General features: G+C 33.2%; 17 protein-coding genes. 1 reads left to right on the top strand and 16 read right to left on the bottom strand.

The annotated features are described in order from the left end of the window. Positions 1-30: 30 nt before the first annotated feature. The 14 genes from wzy to D7D81_RS19390 form a co-directional block, all read right to left on the bottom strand. Complete coding sequence (wzy, locus tag D7D81_RS02070; RefSeq protein ID WP_125986853.1) at positions 31-1,548, bottom strand: O-antigen polysaccharide polymerase Wzy; 1,518 nt, start codon at positions 1,546-1,548, stop codon at positions 31-33. A gap of 4 nt (positions 1,549-1,552) precedes the next feature. Beyond that, complete coding sequence (locus D7D81_RS02075; protein ID WP_125986855.1) at positions 1,553-2,710, bottom strand: glycosyltransferase WbsX family protein; 1,158 nt, start codon at positions 2,708-2,710, stop codon at positions 1,553-1,555. A 33-nt stretch (positions 2,711-2,743) separates the two neighbouring features. Next, on the bottom strand, positions 2,744-3,838 hold the full coding sequence (locus D7D81_RS02080; protein WP_164522079.1) for a glycosyltransferase: 1,095 nt from the start codon (positions 3,836-3,838) through the stop codon (positions 2,744-2,746). 50 nt (positions 3,839-3,888) lie between these two features. Next, a complete protein-coding gene (locus D7D81_RS02085; protein WP_125986859.1) occupies positions 3,889-4,680 on the bottom strand; it encodes a glycosyltransferase family 2 protein in 792 nt (263 codons plus the stop codon). A 22-nt stretch (positions 4,681-4,702) separates the two neighbouring features. Continuing rightward, a complete protein-coding gene (locus D7D81_RS02090) occupies positions 4,703-5,299 on the bottom strand; it encodes a DapH/DapD/GlmU-related protein (RefSeq protein ID WP_205739317.1) in 597 nt (198 codons plus the stop codon). Continuing rightward, complete coding sequence (locus D7D81_RS02095; RefSeq protein ID WP_353622105.1) at positions 5,280-6,296, bottom strand: WaaS/CpsH family glycosyltransferase; 1,017 nt, start codon at positions 6,294-6,296, stop codon at positions 5,280-5,282. Before D7D81_RS02095 ends, D7D81_RS02090 begins: the two co-directional genes overlap by 20 nt. Then, a complete protein-coding gene (locus D7D81_RS02100; protein ID WP_125986863.1) occupies positions 6,296-7,426 on the bottom strand; it encodes an NAD-dependent epimerase/dehydratase family protein in 1,131 nt (376 codons plus the stop codon). Before D7D81_RS02100 ends, D7D81_RS02095 begins: the two co-directional genes overlap by 1 nt. A 758-nt stretch (positions 7,427-8,184) precedes the next feature. Further along, positions 8,185-9,051: a YveK family protein gene (locus D7D81_RS02105; protein ID WP_125986865.1), complete on the bottom strand. Its 867-nt coding sequence runs from the start codon at positions 9,049-9,051 to the stop codon at positions 8,185-8,187. 246 nt (positions 9,052-9,297) lie between these two features. After that, complete coding sequence (gene pdxA / locus D7D81_RS02110; protein WP_286170079.1) at positions 9,298-10,290, bottom strand: 4-hydroxythreonine-4-phosphate dehydrogenase PdxA; 993 nt, start codon at positions 10,288-10,290, stop codon at positions 9,298-9,300. Positions 10,291-10,295: 5 nt separating this feature from the next. Continuing rightward, positions 10,296-11,591: a four-carbon acid sugar kinase family protein gene (locus tag D7D81_RS02115; RefSeq protein WP_125986867.1), complete on the bottom strand. Its 1,296-nt coding sequence runs from the start codon at positions 11,589-11,591 to the stop codon at positions 10,296-10,298. Positions 11,592-11,596: 5 nt separating this feature from the next. Further along, on the bottom strand, positions 11,597-12,571 hold the full coding sequence (locus tag D7D81_RS02120) for a 2-keto-3-deoxygluconate permease (RefSeq protein ID WP_125986869.1): 975 nt from the start codon (positions 12,569-12,571) through the stop codon (positions 11,597-11,599). A gap of 99 nt (positions 12,572-12,670) precedes the next feature. After that, the gene (locus D7D81_RS02125; protein ID WP_125986871.1) at positions 12,671-13,828 is read right to left on the bottom strand and encodes a UxaA family hydrolase; all 1,158 of its coding nucleotides are present in this window, start codon (positions 13,826-13,828) and stop codon (positions 12,671-12,673) included. A 49-nt stretch (positions 13,829-13,877) separates the two neighbouring features. After that, positions 13,878-14,171, bottom strand: a complete 294-nt coding sequence (locus D7D81_RS02130; RefSeq protein WP_125986873.1) for a UxaA family hydrolase — start codon at positions 14,169-14,171, stop codon at positions 13,878-13,880. A gap of 214 nt (positions 14,172-14,385) precedes the next feature. Continuing rightward, the gene (locus D7D81_RS19390; protein ID WP_164522049.1) at positions 14,386-14,532 is read right to left on the bottom strand and encodes a hypothetical protein; all 147 of its coding nucleotides are present in this window, start codon (positions 14,530-14,532) and stop codon (positions 14,386-14,388) included. A gap of 458 nt (positions 14,533-14,990) precedes the next feature. Between D7D81_RS19390 and D7D81_RS02135 the strand changes: the two genes are divergently transcribed. After that, positions 14,991-15,488 carry a helix-turn-helix domain-containing protein gene (locus D7D81_RS02135; RefSeq protein WP_164522080.1) on the top strand — a complete coding sequence of 166 codons (498 nt, stop codon included), beginning with the start codon at positions 14,991-14,993 and terminating at the stop codon, positions 15,486-15,488. A 373-nt stretch (positions 15,489-15,861) separates the two neighbouring features. Here D7D81_RS02135 and D7D81_RS02140 read toward each other — a convergent pair whose 3' ends face one another. Further along, on the bottom strand, positions 15,862-16,662 hold the full coding sequence (locus D7D81_RS02140; protein WP_125986877.1) for a BtpA/SgcQ family protein: 801 nt from the start codon (positions 16,660-16,662) through the stop codon (positions 15,862-15,864). Beyond that, positions 16,663-17,424 carry a nucleoside phosphorylase gene (locus tag D7D81_RS02145; protein ID WP_125986879.1) on the bottom strand — a complete coding sequence of 254 codons (762 nt, stop codon included), beginning with the start codon at positions 17,422-17,424 and terminating at the stop codon, positions 16,663-16,665. It lies immediately after the preceding gene. Between the last annotated feature and the right edge of the window lie 2 nt (positions 17,425-17,426).

The raw sequence follows: 17,426 nt of genomic DNA on the forward strand, positions 1-17,426 counted from the left end.
TTCTAATCAATACATATATAATAATAATAATTATTTAGTCTCATTCTTTGCCATTTTCTTTTTTTTAAAAAATAAATTTAAACATTTGTATAACACAAGTGGAACTATAGCATAGAAAATTACAAATCTTGGTATTGCATATATATCATTTCTAACAATGTAAATTAATTCACTTAAAACATAAGTGATTAAGAAAAATAATGGAGCGTTCCTTGTCACTTTCGCTTTAATTAATAGATTTTCAAGTTTTCCAAACAACGCACCCATTAATATCATGAAGGGAAACATCAAGTAACCAAAATTGTAATATGCTTCAGTAATAAATGATGATCCATAGCCTATTAAATTGGTATTGTAGTATAGTGGTGAAAAAGTTGCACTTACTACTAAATTATACGTTTCAAAGAAATCGAATCGCATAAACGAAGGCAGAAATAGTAAAATCGATCCCAAATATGACCTCCCGTTAAAAAGCGGGATTACAGATGGAGCCTTATCAATGACATTGCTAACAGAAGTAAAAGTAATTCCAGTTTCCCACAAAATGCTACTGAAAAGACCTCCATTCCAAAGTTCATAGAAAATATTAGAAATACTACTAAAACTAACATCAGACACTGCTCTCGATAAAGAAATAATTTTTAATATAAGAACACCAACTAACCCCAAAATTATTATCGTTCTCATATTTTTTTTAGTTAATGGCTTTATCCAAATGTATTGAATTAAAAATATACCCATACCTACCTTTAACAATAAAAAACGAGAACCTGACATTAAGTATAATATAGAAAATACTCCAACTATCAAGTACATAAGCTTTTTCTTATACTTTCCAGTATTGAAAATAAAAAGCATATAAATTGATGGCAAAAACCATTCTGACAAATATAAAGCAAAGTTACCTAAACCTGCGGTAAACTCTTCAGATGTCTCAAGGGTTCTCCTCTCTAGATAACCGTATAATTGATTTAATTGAATCAAATATGAAAGTTTTATAAGCATCGCTATCGCTGAAATAATAAATAGGATCCAGGCGATGATTTTAAATGATTTATAGACTTTCTTATCAATTTCATTTCTATTTGATTCAACTTCTTTTGAATTAAAATCATACCATCTGTACCTAACATTACTAAAATATCCTATATGGACAAGTAAAAGGGATTGGATGATTAAAAATGATGCATTAATAATACTCTGATTATCAATTCTACCATCTAATATTGTATAATTCTGGCTTAATAAATAACTTTTATCTATGATTACCAATAGATGTTGACCATAATAAAACAATACTGTGAGAATCAGAAAAATGAAGTAAAATCTTGTTATTCCAAAATGCTTTTTAATACTGTATATCATAAAAAGATAACTTGGTAAAATCGATGCAATAATCAATAAAATTATTGCATCACTAAGTTCCATATGAATATTACTTAAAAGAATCCACAATAAACTATTATAGATAATAAAAAGCAAAGAGGTAATTATAACCAAGAAATATTCTTTTTTTATCCTTTTATTATTTAGACTTGATGTTATCATTCTTTTAACCCATTTCTTCTGTAGAGTATTTTTCTACTGTTCTCTTTATAGCTTCTAAATATTTATATTCATTATGTGAATCAGGCTCAAGATAGCCACCCTCAGCCCATTCATTCCATGCAAAGATAAATATCATATCTTTTTTATAATTGTGTATCGCATTTTCAAATTGCTTCGAAAGATAATATTCAAATTTCTCGGGTGATGAATTAAGACAAACTCTACCTCCCTTATTACCTCGTCGAGGTGTGTTATCCCATCCAACAAACATGCCTGGTACAGATTTATCACTTGAAGGTTTTCGATTTATAATTTCATTACATAATTCATCATAATCTTCGAATTGTAATTGTTTTTTGCTCAATCTAGCAGTAATATTACTACCGAATTTTTTATCAATCCGACTAGCCAAATTTCTTACTAAACTCTTAACTTTAAAGAAATACTTCCCAGTTTTTTTACTATTTGAATTTTGTAGATCATACCTTGCATAACCCGGTTCATATTCAATATCATATTTAAATCTACTATCATCTTTATCTTTCATTAAAGAAAATGAAATTTGCTGGTAAGCATAATCAATTCCATCGAATCCTTCTTTTTTTGCTAAGTCAGACCAATAATCCAACATCTCATTTAGTTTGTCAATTAACTCAGGTCTATAAATAACTAAGAGCGGTCTATTATTTTCACATATATAGTTTTTATCCTTAAAAAAAGTTACCAAGTAATCAAAATGTTCTTTCCATTCTTTCTTCCCTCCATATGTTTGCTTTATTAGGGTTTTTACATTTCCCTCAGCAACCCATGCATTGGTCCAGCTTTCATTAGCCCAGCAAATGCAGTATGGATGATTTAGTTCTGGATTATCTCTAAGTCGCTCCATTGGCTTTTCTAAAAGTTTTTTGCCATTAAACCAATAGTGATAAATACAAAATCCATAAACATGGTGTTCTTTAGCTAAATCAATTTGCCATTTTATTACCTCATCTTGATCCAAAGAGTAATAATTGTTTTGAAAAGGTACAATCGGTTGTCTGTGACCTTTAAATAAAGGTTTAGCATTCTTGACATTTACCCACTCAGTAAACCCCTCTCCCCACCACTCATTGTTTTCAGGAATTATATGAAATTGCGGTAAGTAATACGCGATTATTTTCATTTTTAGATTCCTTTCTAAGTTAAGATTTTCAAGTTAACGCAATGAAGTAAATATATCATCCCACTTTTTTAAAATTTCATTGTTATTCCAACTATTTGCTTTCATGAAAGACTCATTACTAAATCTATCTCTAAGCTCACAATTATTCATTAATTCTAAAAGTTTTTTCTTATACTTTTTTAAATTCCTATCTTCTATTAAATATCCATTTATACCATCATCGATAATATCTCTTGGCCCACTAGGACAATCAAAAGATATACATGGGATCCCAAATGACATTGCCTCTAGTAAAACCATACCAAAACCTTCAAATCTTGATGTAAATGCAAAAATTGAAGCTGATTTAAAAATTACATCCACATTTTTACTAGGATCAGAGATTTCTACTGTATTACTTAAATTGTTATCTTTAATATATGTAAGCAATCTATCTTTTTCTTCGCCTCTACCTACTATACGCAATTTCCAATCCCCCTGTTGGGAATCCTTAACTATACTGTTCCAAATCATTAGTAATTCTAGTTGTTGCTTATCCTTGGTTAATCTTCCGATATTTAGTATATTCTTGTTATCTATTACGGTTTTTTCTTGATTTCTAAATGTAGAAAGATGAGGAATAAATACAGCAGGCAGACCTTCTTCTTTATATAATTTAGTATCTAAAGTTGTTGGAACTGAAATTTTGAAAGCCATTGGATAAACTATCTTTTTAATAAAATTGTAGATTCTATTGTACCCTAATTTAGATCCATGTTCGCTAATAATTAGTATTTTAGAGTAATTCCTTTCTAACAAACATATTTCTAAAGAATTCACTGGATTAGCAGTATAAATAATATCTGGATCTATTTTTTTTACATTTTTTTTTAATTTATTGTGAGTAAAACTAATGTTTCTGATCAAATTAAAAATTCTAGAAAATTGATTATCCATGTTTAGCCTTAGAGGACTATCAAGTGATAATATTGAAATTCTTGGATCCAACTCATAAAATGAATAAGGTCTATCTTTAACGATAATGAAAACTTTATACTTATTTGACCATACATTTGTCAAATTAGATATTACTCTTTCAATTCCTCCCGCAGGACTCATACTATCAATATATACTAAAATTTTTTTCATAATCATATCCAACTTTCATTGCAGAGATTTTATAAATATAAACTAGATTGCTATTTTATTTTGGAGATAATAATTCTTCTAATATATTTCATTAAATAAAAACTTCTTAAAAAGAGGTAGAAGCCGAATTTGATAATTTTCATATTTCTGTATTCACGTATATTTTTTATGTTCCCATGATACATTTTTTTAAGATTTGAGGATAAACCTCTCTCACCAAAACCTCTCTTGCCACTATCGTATATAATCAATAGTTTTGGGTCATAGTATAAATTGTATTTGCTGCAAATTTTTACAAAATAATTTCCATCTTCCGCATATCTTTGTAGCTCGTCAAAGCCACCAATTTCTTCAAATATCTTCTTTTTAAATATAACTGTAGATGGTTGCGGAAAATTTTTAATACAGATATCATATACATTTGCTTTATATAAATAGTCAATTTTACGCCATAATATTTTTAAAATCCTATTATTAAATGGACCGCCAAGAAATTCTATTTGAGGATTGTTCTTAATAATATCGATTTGATATTCAATTTTATTAGGAAGCCATTCATCATCAGAATCTAGTAATGCAATCCAATCACCTTTTGCGATTTCCATACCCTTATTTCTAGCAGTAGAAACTCCGCCATTAGTTTTATCAACAATTAAAATTGGTAAATTAGGATTATCTTCTTTATATTTATTTACTAATTTTAATGAATCATCTTTTGAACCGTCATTAACAATAATAATCTCTAAAATGCAACTAATTGCAGTTTGATTTTTAATAGAATCTAGAGTATTTATAATTGTGTTCCTACTGTTATACATTGGAATTACTACAGATATGTTCATCCATCCACCTCTTACTCAACATTTAATCATTAACTCTTTCCCATAAATGTGTACTCGTGTTGTAAAATTTAACCGCCTTTGCTGGTGCTCCCGCCATTATACAATTTTCAGGAATATCTTTATTTACTACAGAATTTGCTCCAATAATGCTCCCATCTCCAATAGATACACCTGGTAGAACGCATACATTCTCACCAATCCATACATTATCACCTATAAAAACTGGACTTGTAGTTAATGGTCTTTTATTCGGTGGTATATCAGGCGAAGATTGATTAGTCCCAGAATATTCTCCATGGTTTGTATCACTGATAAATATCTTAGAAGCCATTAAACAATTATCTCCTATTACAACCTTCTCGTGCGCCACAATATGAACATTGTCTCCCATCTCACAATGTTTCCCGATGACAAGAGTCTTCTGATTTTCACCCAATAAGTCAAATCTGCATGCATGTCCAGTTGTAAGACCGACACCAAATTCCATACTAGATTTTCCTCGCATAAATACAGGCCTTCTAATTAATCTAGCTCCTCTATAAAATAATTTAGTACATATCAAGGCATAGATAGTTAAGATTAACTCTGAAAAAGAATATTTATTTTTTATAATTATCACTCTCCACTCCTAACACAACATTAATCCAATTCTCTAATGAATATTTCATGTAGATATGTTCATCAATTTTTTTATATTGCAACTCCAAAAACCCATCTGGAATTTTTACAGCATTCCTATCAATAACAGCAATATTCTCAGGTTTGTAAAAATCATATTCTTTAATGCTTTGATTCGTGGTGATTAGTTTTTTGTTCATACCGATCATCTCTATCGTTCTCATAGTGAGTCCAGTTTGTCTCGGGTGTTGTATATCAAGTACAACTCTTGTTTTATCAATAATCTCGGCAATTTGGGTGCTTTGAATCTTGATAAATTCAAAATCTTCCTTTTTTACACCACTGAATTCTCTTTTAGTTAACTTATAGAAATAATACATAAACTTACTTTGTAAGTAACAATAGAAATAATAATTATATTGATTTTTATCAGCTAAATTTTTTATCTCTTTAATGACTCTATACCTATCTGAATGAATAGTTCCTATAAAACTAACATCAAATTCATATTCTTCCTTTTGTATTAATTCTTTTTTATAATCATCAGTAAAAAATAAAGGTCTAAAAATTATTCTAGAATCATTACTTGAATCCTCAGTATCAAACGATAATACCCGATCAAAGTAATCTAATTTATTGGTTATTCCTTTAATATTCTCCAGAGAATCATATAAATATAAGCAAAAAGTTGCATCTCTAAACATATCTTTCATTTTCGTAATTACTTGAATTGGCAGCATTTCACACTTTATGACAAAAACAAAATCATAATTGGATTCTGATACCTTTTCGATAATTTGCTTGTAATACTTAAGCGTTTTTTTATGGAATATTTGCGGGTTAATTTTTAATAGCGCTCTCTCGTATGAGCTTGTAACTGATCGTTCATCAAAATAATCAACCTTCGCTCCTAACTCAGTCATTTTATCAGCAATTTTTTGCTCATAACCAAAAAAGGCCGGCGCAATGAACAATATCCTTTTGCCCTCAAGTTTCATCACTTATATAATCCTTTTCTTTTCATTTCTTCAATAGAAGTTTCATAGTTATCATCTTCAACATCTTGCATCTCAACCCAATCCACAAAATTTGATATCCCTTCAGTAAATTTTACTTCTGGCTCATAGCCTAACAAATTTCTAATTTTAGTAAGATCACCTAGGTTATGTCTAATATCCCCTAATCGATAATTACCTGAGACATTTATATTAACATTCGATCTGTACTTTTCTTTTAGTGTATTAGCAACTGTTAATACATCTGTCTTTTCTCCTGACCCCACATTAAATGACTGGAAATTAGCTTTATCACTTTTAATGCCCAATATTATGGCATCAGTAACATCATCAATATATACAAAATCTCTTGTTTCCAACCCATCTTCAAAAATATTAAGATCATTCCCATTTTTGATTCGTGTTGAAAAGATTGAAAGAATTCCTGTATAAGGATTTTTTAGTGATTGACCTGGTCCATATACATTTTGAAACCTAAAAGCAACTACAGGAAGATTTATTGATTTCCCCACAATCATACATAGTTCTTCTTGTGATTGCTTAGTATGTCCATAGACTGAAGTTGGGTGTAGTTTAGAGTCTTCATCTGTCGGTAACATTTCTACATTTTGTTTACAAATCGGGCACTTTACTTCAAAATCACCTTGGCTCATATCCTTATCCTCTCTAGAAACAGGATATACAATGCCGTGCTCATTACATTGAAATTTACCTTCACCGTATACTGCCCTAGATGCAGCGACAATTACTTTTTTCACCTGATTTTTCTCTTTTGTAATTATCTCCATCAACTTCGCGGTTCCACTGATATTAACATCAACGTATTTGCTAATCTCATACATTGATTGTCCTGTACCAGTTTCTGCCGCCAAATGAACCACAATGTCTATACCTTCAATTGCATGTATCCAATCTTCAAAATTCGTTACATCACCTTTAATAAATTTACATCTATCTTTGATCAGATTGTAAGTATAAGACTGATTTGGGTCTTCTCCATGTATTTGTTTACTTAAATTGTCGAGTAATACTACTTGATAACCCTTATTTAATAATTTTAATGCTAAATTACTACCAATAAAGCCTGCTCCGCCTGATATCAATACCTTCATACTTAATCCCTACTTCCTAATTATTCTCTGTAAGCTTTATCGTGTCAGAAAACGATACTAAATTTATATTGCTACTCATACTCATCTCATAAACCATGTCACCAAGCACCTTATTTAACATTTAGTAATCTCAATAAGGAATTAAATAACTTCGTCATTAATACACACTTTCCATGAGTTTCAGCAATCAATCTGACCATTTCATTGATATTCACATACTTAGGGTTTTGTAGGAAAAATAACCTATCACTACAGTCTATTAACTACTTAACAAACTCTGATAAGTTATCTATATAAATCATGCTGCGCTTATTATCAACCTTTGGAAATATCGAAGTCTTAAGTGCTAGACCCGCCAATCTTGAATAATTTCCTCTACAACCCTTCCCATAAACCATTTAAAGTCTTAGAATTTCATCTTATGACTCATTTATTAACTTTTCAGTTTCAATCTTTGACTTCCCATAAGCACTACTTGGCTTTAATAATGTATTCTTTTCAATAACACCATTTGCTTTTGCCTTCTGTGTGTTTTATAAACCAAATCTCTATTAACCTTGTAGTACAAGTTCTGATTCTCACTTAATTTATTTTGCCTGCTATATTAACTTGATAACACTTAAATTTCTTTGACATTTATATAGCTTTTCTTACTATACTACTTCATAAGGATAAAATCTCCTGCTTGTTTTTTGTGATAAAAATTTGATAATTTCTTGATATATTATTAAATACCTATTTCCTTAATTTTTTTCTTTTTATACTCCATCGCTCTGTGCGGTTTCTACTTTATCTTCTTCTTTCATAAATTCAACAAAAAAAACAGTAAATACACCCAACATCAACCCTAAAACTCCGGCAATTGCAATATTTAGTTTTTTATTGGGTCTAATGGGAGAATCTAACAAAACAGGTGTATCTAATATCATAATAGGATAGTATGTTAATATTTCCTCTTTAAGATCAGCTATTTTATCCATTGTTTCGCTTTTTTGATTTAGATATGAATCTAATTTTGATGTTAAACTGGAAGAAATGAGACTTATAGTTACAGGATTTTCAGTAGAAAGAGAGTTTATTTCTGTAATTTCTTTATCAATTGAATTTATATTTTTTTCTATATCATTTAATTCATTATTTAAAGATGACAGTTGTTCTTTTTTATTATTTATTATTTTATCATAATATCCATTTGCTTCCTGATTAAATCGATGATTTATTTTTTCTAATATTTTTTTTGCTATTACAGGGTCTGTATTGTTTACAGTAATCCTAATAATATTTGTGTCTTTAATATTAGTTATATTTATGTTACCAGAAATATAACTTTTTAGTTCATTATTTGTATAACTCAGGTTTAATTCATCCATAATTGGCTTAAAAAATTTATTACTTTTTATGATTTGTATCACTGTGGATGGTTCACTATATACCCCATCAATATTATTTAGTTGTATGACCATATTTGATTGATAAACCGGCTCGATAAGAAAAAAGCTGTAAATACCTGCTGCTAGAACGAATACCATTAAAAAAGTGGCGATTATCCATTTCCTCCGCCATAAAAGCAATATATATTCCCTTAAATCAATTTCATATTCATCATAATAATTTCTTTCTTCCAAAACAAAAACACCCTTCCAGATATTATTTGCTAACCATTATACTATATTCAACAAAAAACACAAATCTCCTTTTACATTTTACCATATTTTTAGTGAATTTGCGTTATCAACCCTATATAAGTAAGTACACTTATTTTTTTGCATTGCTAAGAATAAAATTTATACTTTATTCCTGGCAGAACAAAACCTATTGTAAGGAAATTTCCTTACAATAGGTTTATAATTCTTCCAGGTTTAAACAAATAGTTATTTATTTAAAGACATTTCTCCAGCCAGCTTAACAGCCTCTACCAGGCTGGTTTCCTTGGCTATTCCCTGCCAGGCTAGATCAAAGGCTGTTCCATGGTCTACCGAAGTTCGAATAATTGGTAGACCAGCAGTAATGTTGACACCTTTATCAAAGGCTAACAGTTTAAAGGGGATATGGCCTTGATCATGATACATAGCAACAACTATATCATACCTGCCTTCTAGAGCTTTGACAAAGACTGTATCTGGTGGAATTGGGCCATCTACATTTATCCCCTGGTTTTTAGCTGAGTTAACGGCAGGGCCAATTGCTTTCATCTCCTGTTTCCCAAAGAGTCCATTTTCACCAGCATGGGGATTAAGACCTGCTACTGCAATCTTTGGTTTATTCAGCCCCATCATTTTTAAGGTCTTATCTGCCAAGTTAATTACTGTTTCCACCCGTTTCTTATTGATAACACTACAACTATCTTGCAGGGAGATATGTGTTGTCACATGAATAACATTTAACTTATCTGAAGATAAGAGCATGGCAAAATCCTCTGTCCCAGTTAGTTCAGCCAGTATCTCAGTATGTCCGGGGTATTTAAAGCCTGCCTGATGAATGGCTTTTTTATTGAGTGGTGTAGTTACTACAGCATCTATCTCTCCCCCCAGGGCTAAGATTACTGCTTTTTTAAGATACTCAACAGCTGCCTTCCCGGCCTGTACCTGTACTTTTCCTGGGGCAAGTTTTTCCATATCAAGATTGGCTAAATCCAGGACATTAACCCTTTCTTCCTTATCTGCCAGTTCTTGAACCCCTTTAACCCTTTTTATCTCTAAAGCAAGGCCAAACTTTTCATTTAAATGTTCTAATACTCCTGCATCACCTATGACCATATGTTGTCCCAATCCTTGAATCTTTTGATTCTTAATGGCTTTTAAGATAATCTCAGGCCCGATACCTGCCGGGTCACCCATAGTTATACCATATGTAAAATTGGACACCAAGTTTACCCCCTCCTCCTCAAATAATTAAATATCTCTACTATTGCTTCTTTGTCACCAAAAGCTCCTGCTTTGGTGACTACCAGGGTCTCTGGTAAACCTTCTCCTTTAAATATGCCTACAGGAATTCCTGGTAAAACTTCATTTTCAATTATTGTTGCCTCAGCCCCAATTAATGAAGCTGATTTAACAGCAATATCCCCACCAGTTAGTAAAAGGCCTTGAACCTTTTTATTCAGATAGAGTTTTTTGGCAATAGTACCAAGGAAATGAGCAATCAGATTGCTAATCTCTAAAGCATTCATTCCCTTCTGATGAGCAATCTCTTTTACTCTCTTAACCACTTCCCTACTCCTGGCGGAGCGGATTATAATATCTCCTCTTTTCTCCTTGATAAATTGTTTAGCCCTGGTAATTATTCTAGTTAATTCTTCTTCATATTCACCTTTTAGGAGATTTTCTACATCCACATCAATTACATTTAATTTTAATTTCTTCTCTGCGTATTCAACCTGTCTTCTGCTTACCTCACTAACACTTCCGACTATTCCTACTATTACACCTGTTGTTTTTTTATCTGTTTCCCTGTTAATTAAGCCTAAAGCAACTGGCAGACTCTCAGCGAAACCTGCGGACCCTACTAATAGATACTCCTTTTTTAATAACCCTAGTATACTGGCTATCAAATCCAGATCTTCATCTGTAACTGCATCAATGAGCAGTATTTGCACCCCTTCATTTATTTTCTTAGTAAGCTCTTTCCTTAATGTTTCTTTACCCTTAAGTACATATTTTAAAGCAATAGTCCCTATTTTTTTATCTGTCTGTCCCCTGATAATATCAGGTATATAGGAACAATTAATCGGAGTTACCGGGTCATTGGCTATTTCTGTTCTTTCTAGTGGTACACCACGAACTAACTGATTAGCTCCAATAGTAACCCGTCCATTGGCAGGCAAAGCCGGGGCAACAATTGCTAGATTATAGCTGCCGGCTTCCAGTGCTGCTTCTATTTCTGAGCCGATATTCCCTCTCAGGGTAGAATCCAGCTTCTTATAAATATAGTTTACCCCCATATCTTTTAAAGCCCGGACAGTACTAAAGACTTTCTTGTATGCCTTTTCTTTGCTATCAAATCTACTATCTGTATCTATAACAATAACATTAAAAGAACCGTCTATTGCTGGTAGATTATCCAAACTGGAAATTACGACTGTCTTTAATCCCTTTTTACTAAACTGTACCCCTGTGTCATTAGCACCAGTAAAATCATCAGCAATTACTGCTAATTGTGTTATCATCTTTATCAACCTCCAGCTTCGTTTGCTGCACTCTCTTCACTCTCTATAGTATCACCATGATTATTAACCCGTTTTGCCATATAAGCTGTAATGGCAGGAGTTAGTAAAGCTGTGGTTATCGTTGAAGCAGCTACCTGTGGGGTAGCTAAAGTTGCCAGTGACTCGATTGCCGGGTCAGCAACAGCAACTGCCTGGGGTGTGGCTACAGCATTACCTGCCGTGCTAGAGGCCGCTGCTCCAGCAATACCAGTACCTCCTGTTTTCTTGTCAGCCATAATGTTAAAAAATCCACCTACAATACTGGTCATTACCCCTAATAATATACCTGACAGTCCTGCTTTAATTAACATGCTAAAATTAATACCTGCCCCCAGGGCAAAGGCGAAAAAGGGAATTAACATAGCACCACCTTTGCTTAGAAACTCCTTTAATTCCTGATCAAGGTTACCTAAAATCATCCCTACAATAATTGGTAAAATAACTGCCACTAGACTTATAAAAGGTATATTAGCAATACCCGCTGTCCCCAGGGCAATCATGGTTAAGAAAGGACCATCATTAATAGAAACAATCGCTATGGCCCCTACATCTGTTTCATCACCAAACTCACCTGTTAAGGCTGCATATAGTCCACCATTAGTATTGGTCATAGCAGCAATTATGGCCAGCGAAGATAAGCCAAATAGATTATTCCCTATGAATTTAGATACTAATAAGCCGATTGCTACCCCCACTAAAAACTTAGTCGCTGTAATAACTAAACCCTTTTTAGCCGCTTTAGGGGCTGCCTTAACACTAAGCCCGGCCCCCATACAAACTAAAAACACCCCAATCAGGGGAAGTGCCCCACTAGCAATGGCAGTTGTAAACCCACCTATCTTAAGTAGCTGTGGGAAAAAGGTATTGAGCAGAGCTCCTATAATTAAAGGCACTACCATCATTCCCCCAGGTATCTTTTCTATTAACTGTTTAATTTTCATGATTTTGACTCCTCCAATATTAATATTTTCCATAATTAATAGTTTTCAAAAAATACAATCTTTAATTTTACACCAGGTCTTTGCTTCTAATCTTGAATTTTAGAAAGTTGGGGCCAGTTTATATATCCCAAATTCTTTGTGACCCAGCAACTCTGCTTTAGTCTTCCTACCATTACAAACTTCCAGCATGAAATTAAAAATCTCCTCAGAAAGATCCTCTATTGTTAGTCCTTCTTCAATAATCTTACCGGCATTAATATCTATATTATCAATCATATTAGTATAGGTATTTGAATTTCCAGTTACCTTAATAACCGGGGCTAATGGTGAACCAGTTGGAGTTCCTCTACCAGTCGTAAAGATTACTATCTGTGCACCCCCGGCAAGCATACCAGTAATTGATTCAATATCCTGTCCTGGTGTATCCATAACATAAAAGCCTTTCCTACTAGGTACTTCCCCATACTCTAAAACACCACTAATATCTGCTGTACCCGCTTTATAGATACAGCCTAAGGACTTTTCTTCAATAGTTGTAACTCCACCTGTAATATTCCCTGGAGTAGGCTGTCCCCCTCTAATATCAACCCCTAAGGACATTGCCCTTTTTTCTGTTCTCTCTACTATATTTAAAAGTTTTTCTCTCACTTTTTCATTGATGGCCCTTTCAGCTAAGATATGTTCTGCTCCAATTAACTCTGTTGTTTCTGATAGCATAGCTGTCCCACCAAGCTTAATAAGTTTATCAGATACACCCCCTACAGCTGGATTAGCAGCAATACCAGAAGTAGCATCAGTTCCACCACACTCAATGGCGAGTGTGATTTCACTAAGATCTACCTCCTCTTTTTCCATTAATACTAAATCATTTGCAAGGTCTCTAACAATCCTAGTCCCCTTTTCAATTGCCTTTAATGTACCTCCACATTCTTGAATAGTTATTTTGGCAACAGTCTTTCCGGTTTCCGCAATTCTTTCGGCTATATCTCCTGGTTCTGCCCCTTCACAGCCTAACCCGATTACTAAAACTGCACCAACATTGGGATTCTTACCCAACCCAACCAGGGTATTAACTGTTTGTTCATGGTCAGCACCTATCTGACAACAACCATGCTGATGGGGAAGCGCTACAGCCTCTTCAATATGCTCAGCTATTCTAACTGCTGTTTCACTGGCACAAACTGATGTAGGTAATACTATAAGCCTATTTCTAATCCCAACCTTACCATTTTCCCTTCTATACCCCTTAATCTTCACAAATATTCCTCCTAATTTATTAAATTTAAGCTACCCTAAAAATGTACTTTTATCTTAGTAAATCTCCCCTCCCCCTTTTGCTCTCTAAATTGTGAACATGTACATAATCTCCTATATTAATATCTTCACTAGCCGCTCCTAAACTCTCACCATACTTAATAACATCTTCCCCTTTTTTAATCATACTTACAGCAAACTTATGACCAAATGGCACATCCTGCCTAACAGTAATTTCTTTAATTCCTCCATCAAACTCAATCTTTACCTTTTCTCCCTTACTGATTGGATTGATAGCAATGGCAACATTATCAATTACCTTCATAAGAAGACTTTTCTTATTCATTTTATCTCTTCCCCTTTCCTTTAATTAAAATAAACCTTCACTTTTCTAGTATTACAAGCATTAAATCAATTTCTAATCGACTTTAAATCTAACCTTGTCATTACAGTATTTATTCTACAGATAGTTCAAATAAATTAAGACAAGCTTTTTCATAATACAAAAATGGGCCGGGAAAAATAAATTTTCCGGCCCAGGGCCCCAGGTTAAACAATAATTATTTACTTTTTAATCTAGCAATTTCTATGATAAATTCTTCATTTTTACCTTTAATACGTACTTTATTATGATTAAATAACTTGTATATCTTATCCCCCGGTTGATATTCTGGAATATCCCTCTGACGCTTCTCTCCTTTCTGCACAGCAATCCCTCCCGGGAAGCATTTTTAAAATCGTCACTAAAATAATATAGTTTTAAAGATTCAGTTTTTTTATAAAAAAAACAAAGCTACCACAAATTTACAGAGACCTGCCTATATGGTATAATTGTTATATAAGGCTAAATAACAGAAAGTCAACGACTGTTATCTATTACCCTAATTTATTATGTGCCTCCTTTCTAATTAAGAAAGAGTTTAGGGCTATCTCTATCTTAATTTACATGATTTTTTTGTTTACTTTTATTGAGGTTTTACTGTGTCTGAACACTAAAGTTATTTCTTCTAAAAATAATTTATACTGCTACCACTTTCTTTCTGATAAACTGTGTATAAATTATTTACATATTTATTATATTATCAAATTTTGATATTGTCAAGTAAAATAAATCAATTTTTGATTTATTTTACTTGGAAAATTCATATTATTATAGGTGATGATAATGGAGGAAAATAAAAAATCAAAAATTGATAGACTAAAAACTTTAAGAAAAAAATATAATTTAACTCAAAAAAAATTAGCAATAAGATTACGTATTGGACAATCAACAGTTGCTACAGCCGAAAAAACAGGGAATCTTTCTGATCAATTCATATATATCTTAAGTAAAGAATTTGGGATAAGAGAGGAATGGATCAAGACAGGGGAAGGGGAGATGAAAAAATCCCCTGAAGAGATTATACAAGAAGCTGTTAATAAATTATCCCCAGAGAAAGCCAAAAAGGAACTACATAAGTTTTTATCCAAAATGGACGGAGAAGATGAGATATTAAACTCTACTCAAGAAAAAGATAAACCAGAATTTATAAGGATTTTAGATTACCTAAAAAAGAAATACTATGATTCAGATCGAGATATGCAAGGCTGGTTGACTGTAGAAATCAAAAATGTCTTTCCTGAATATGAGGAAGATATCAAAGAAAATCATCAGGATGATTAAGGCTATGAGAGATATAATGATTATTCTACTGAGAAATAAAAACCCTATCCTGGGAAAATTTATTCCAAGATAGGGTTAAATTATTTTGTTAACCACTTAAACCCCTGGTATTTTCACTCCTTAATTGGTCAATTTTTTCTTCAAAGACCTTATGTTGACCCATTAAAATCCACCCTTTCACCATGGAAAGCAGCTTGATACAATTTTTTTAATTGCTCTACAGTAACCGAACGGGGATTAGTTTTAGTACATCCATCTACAAGGGCTCTCTCAGCTAAAAGATCCAGCTGATTATTAAATTTAAATTATACTGGGGTCTGGTTCAACCCCTGTAAACTTAGCTGTTTTTATACCTACCTCTTTTAGTTATTTTTTACTGGCTTGAATTAAAATTCTTCACAAGGAGTTCAACCCTCTTTTGATCAACTGGCTTGGTCACTTTACCCTCTTCTTTTAAACTAGAGCCAATAATGGCTCCATCGGCTATCGCCATCTGTTTAACAATATTATCAGGTCCTGCACCACTCCCAATCAGTACTGGGAGATTTACCTTCTCTTTAACCCTTTTTACAGCTTCCAGGGGTGTTTCCTCACCAGTCTTACTGCCAGTTACAATAATCCCGTCAGCCATACAGGCCTGGGCATTAACAGCAGATTCGACAATATCAATCGTATCTTTAATCATATGGGTATACTTCACCTGTACATCTGCGAAGATTTTGATCTGTTCTCCTCCAATTTTTTTTCTATATTTGATAGCTTCTGCAGCACATGGTTGAATAATTCCAGCAAATGAATCCACAGTATCCACAAAAACCGCTATGCGCACAAAATCTGCACCAGCAGCCACAGCTGCAGCCAGAGCCCCTTTATAATCACTCAGGGCCGCATCAACTCCAACGGCAATAGAAACAGATTTTTTAACCTCTCTGCTTACAGCTGCCAGGGCTGTTCTCTGTGCTGTATCCAGCTTAACAGCATAGGGCATATCACTGAAATTCTCAACCATAATACCACCCATACCGCCAGCTGCTAACCGCCTGGCATCTTCTACTGCAGATTCATATATTTCTTCTATATTACCAGAAAAACCCGCTGTTCCCGGTAGAGCCTTAAGGTGTACCATGCCGATTAAAGGTGGTTTGTCTGCCAAAAGGTTATTAAAAAACTTCATTTATAATTCCTCCTCTGCTAAGCATTTTAATCCTTCCAGCACTACAGTAAATAACTGCTGTTCAACCCCTTTTCTCTCCTCACTACTTAATGAAGATGATAAATTTTTTTTGACAGTGGTCATAGTTACAACTCCCCCTTTTATCCCCAGGAGCCGTGACAGAGTCATAATAACACCTGATTCCATATCTATCCCTTTAATATCATATTTTTCTAGTTTATTTAACTTCCTTGTAATATCTAAATTAAGTTTTTTTGACAGTTGACCCACTTTCATTTCTGAATAAAAACCATCATATGAACACAATAAACCCTGCTGATAACTTAGACCCCTATCACGGGCCGCTGCTGTCATTTTCTGCACTAGTAAAGGATCAGCTACTGCCGGATATTTCGAAGATACATAGGTTGTGCTTGTATTTTCAGCACGCATACACCCGGCTGGGATCACCAGATCGCCTAATTCTGTATCACCAAGACCCATTATTGTTCCAATTCTGACTGCCACTTTCATCCCACAGGCAGCCATTTCCTCAAGGGCAATGGCTGCAGATGGGCCTCCAATCCCTGTTGAAGTTACAGTTATCCCCACACCCTTATAGTTTCCAGAAAAGGTGACAAACTCCCGGTTTGTACTAATATGCCGGGATTGGTCCAGACGAGCTACTACACGTTTTACTCGCCCTGGGTCACCACAAAAAATAACATTAGGTTCAATATCCCCTGGTTTACACTTAGTATATAAAGTTTGTAAATTTTTCAAGA

This window comes from Halocella sp. SP3-1, assembly GCF_003953885.1.
Lineage (GTDB): Bacteria > Bacillota > Halanaerobiia > Halanaerobiales > DTU029 > Iocasia > Iocasia fonsfrigidae.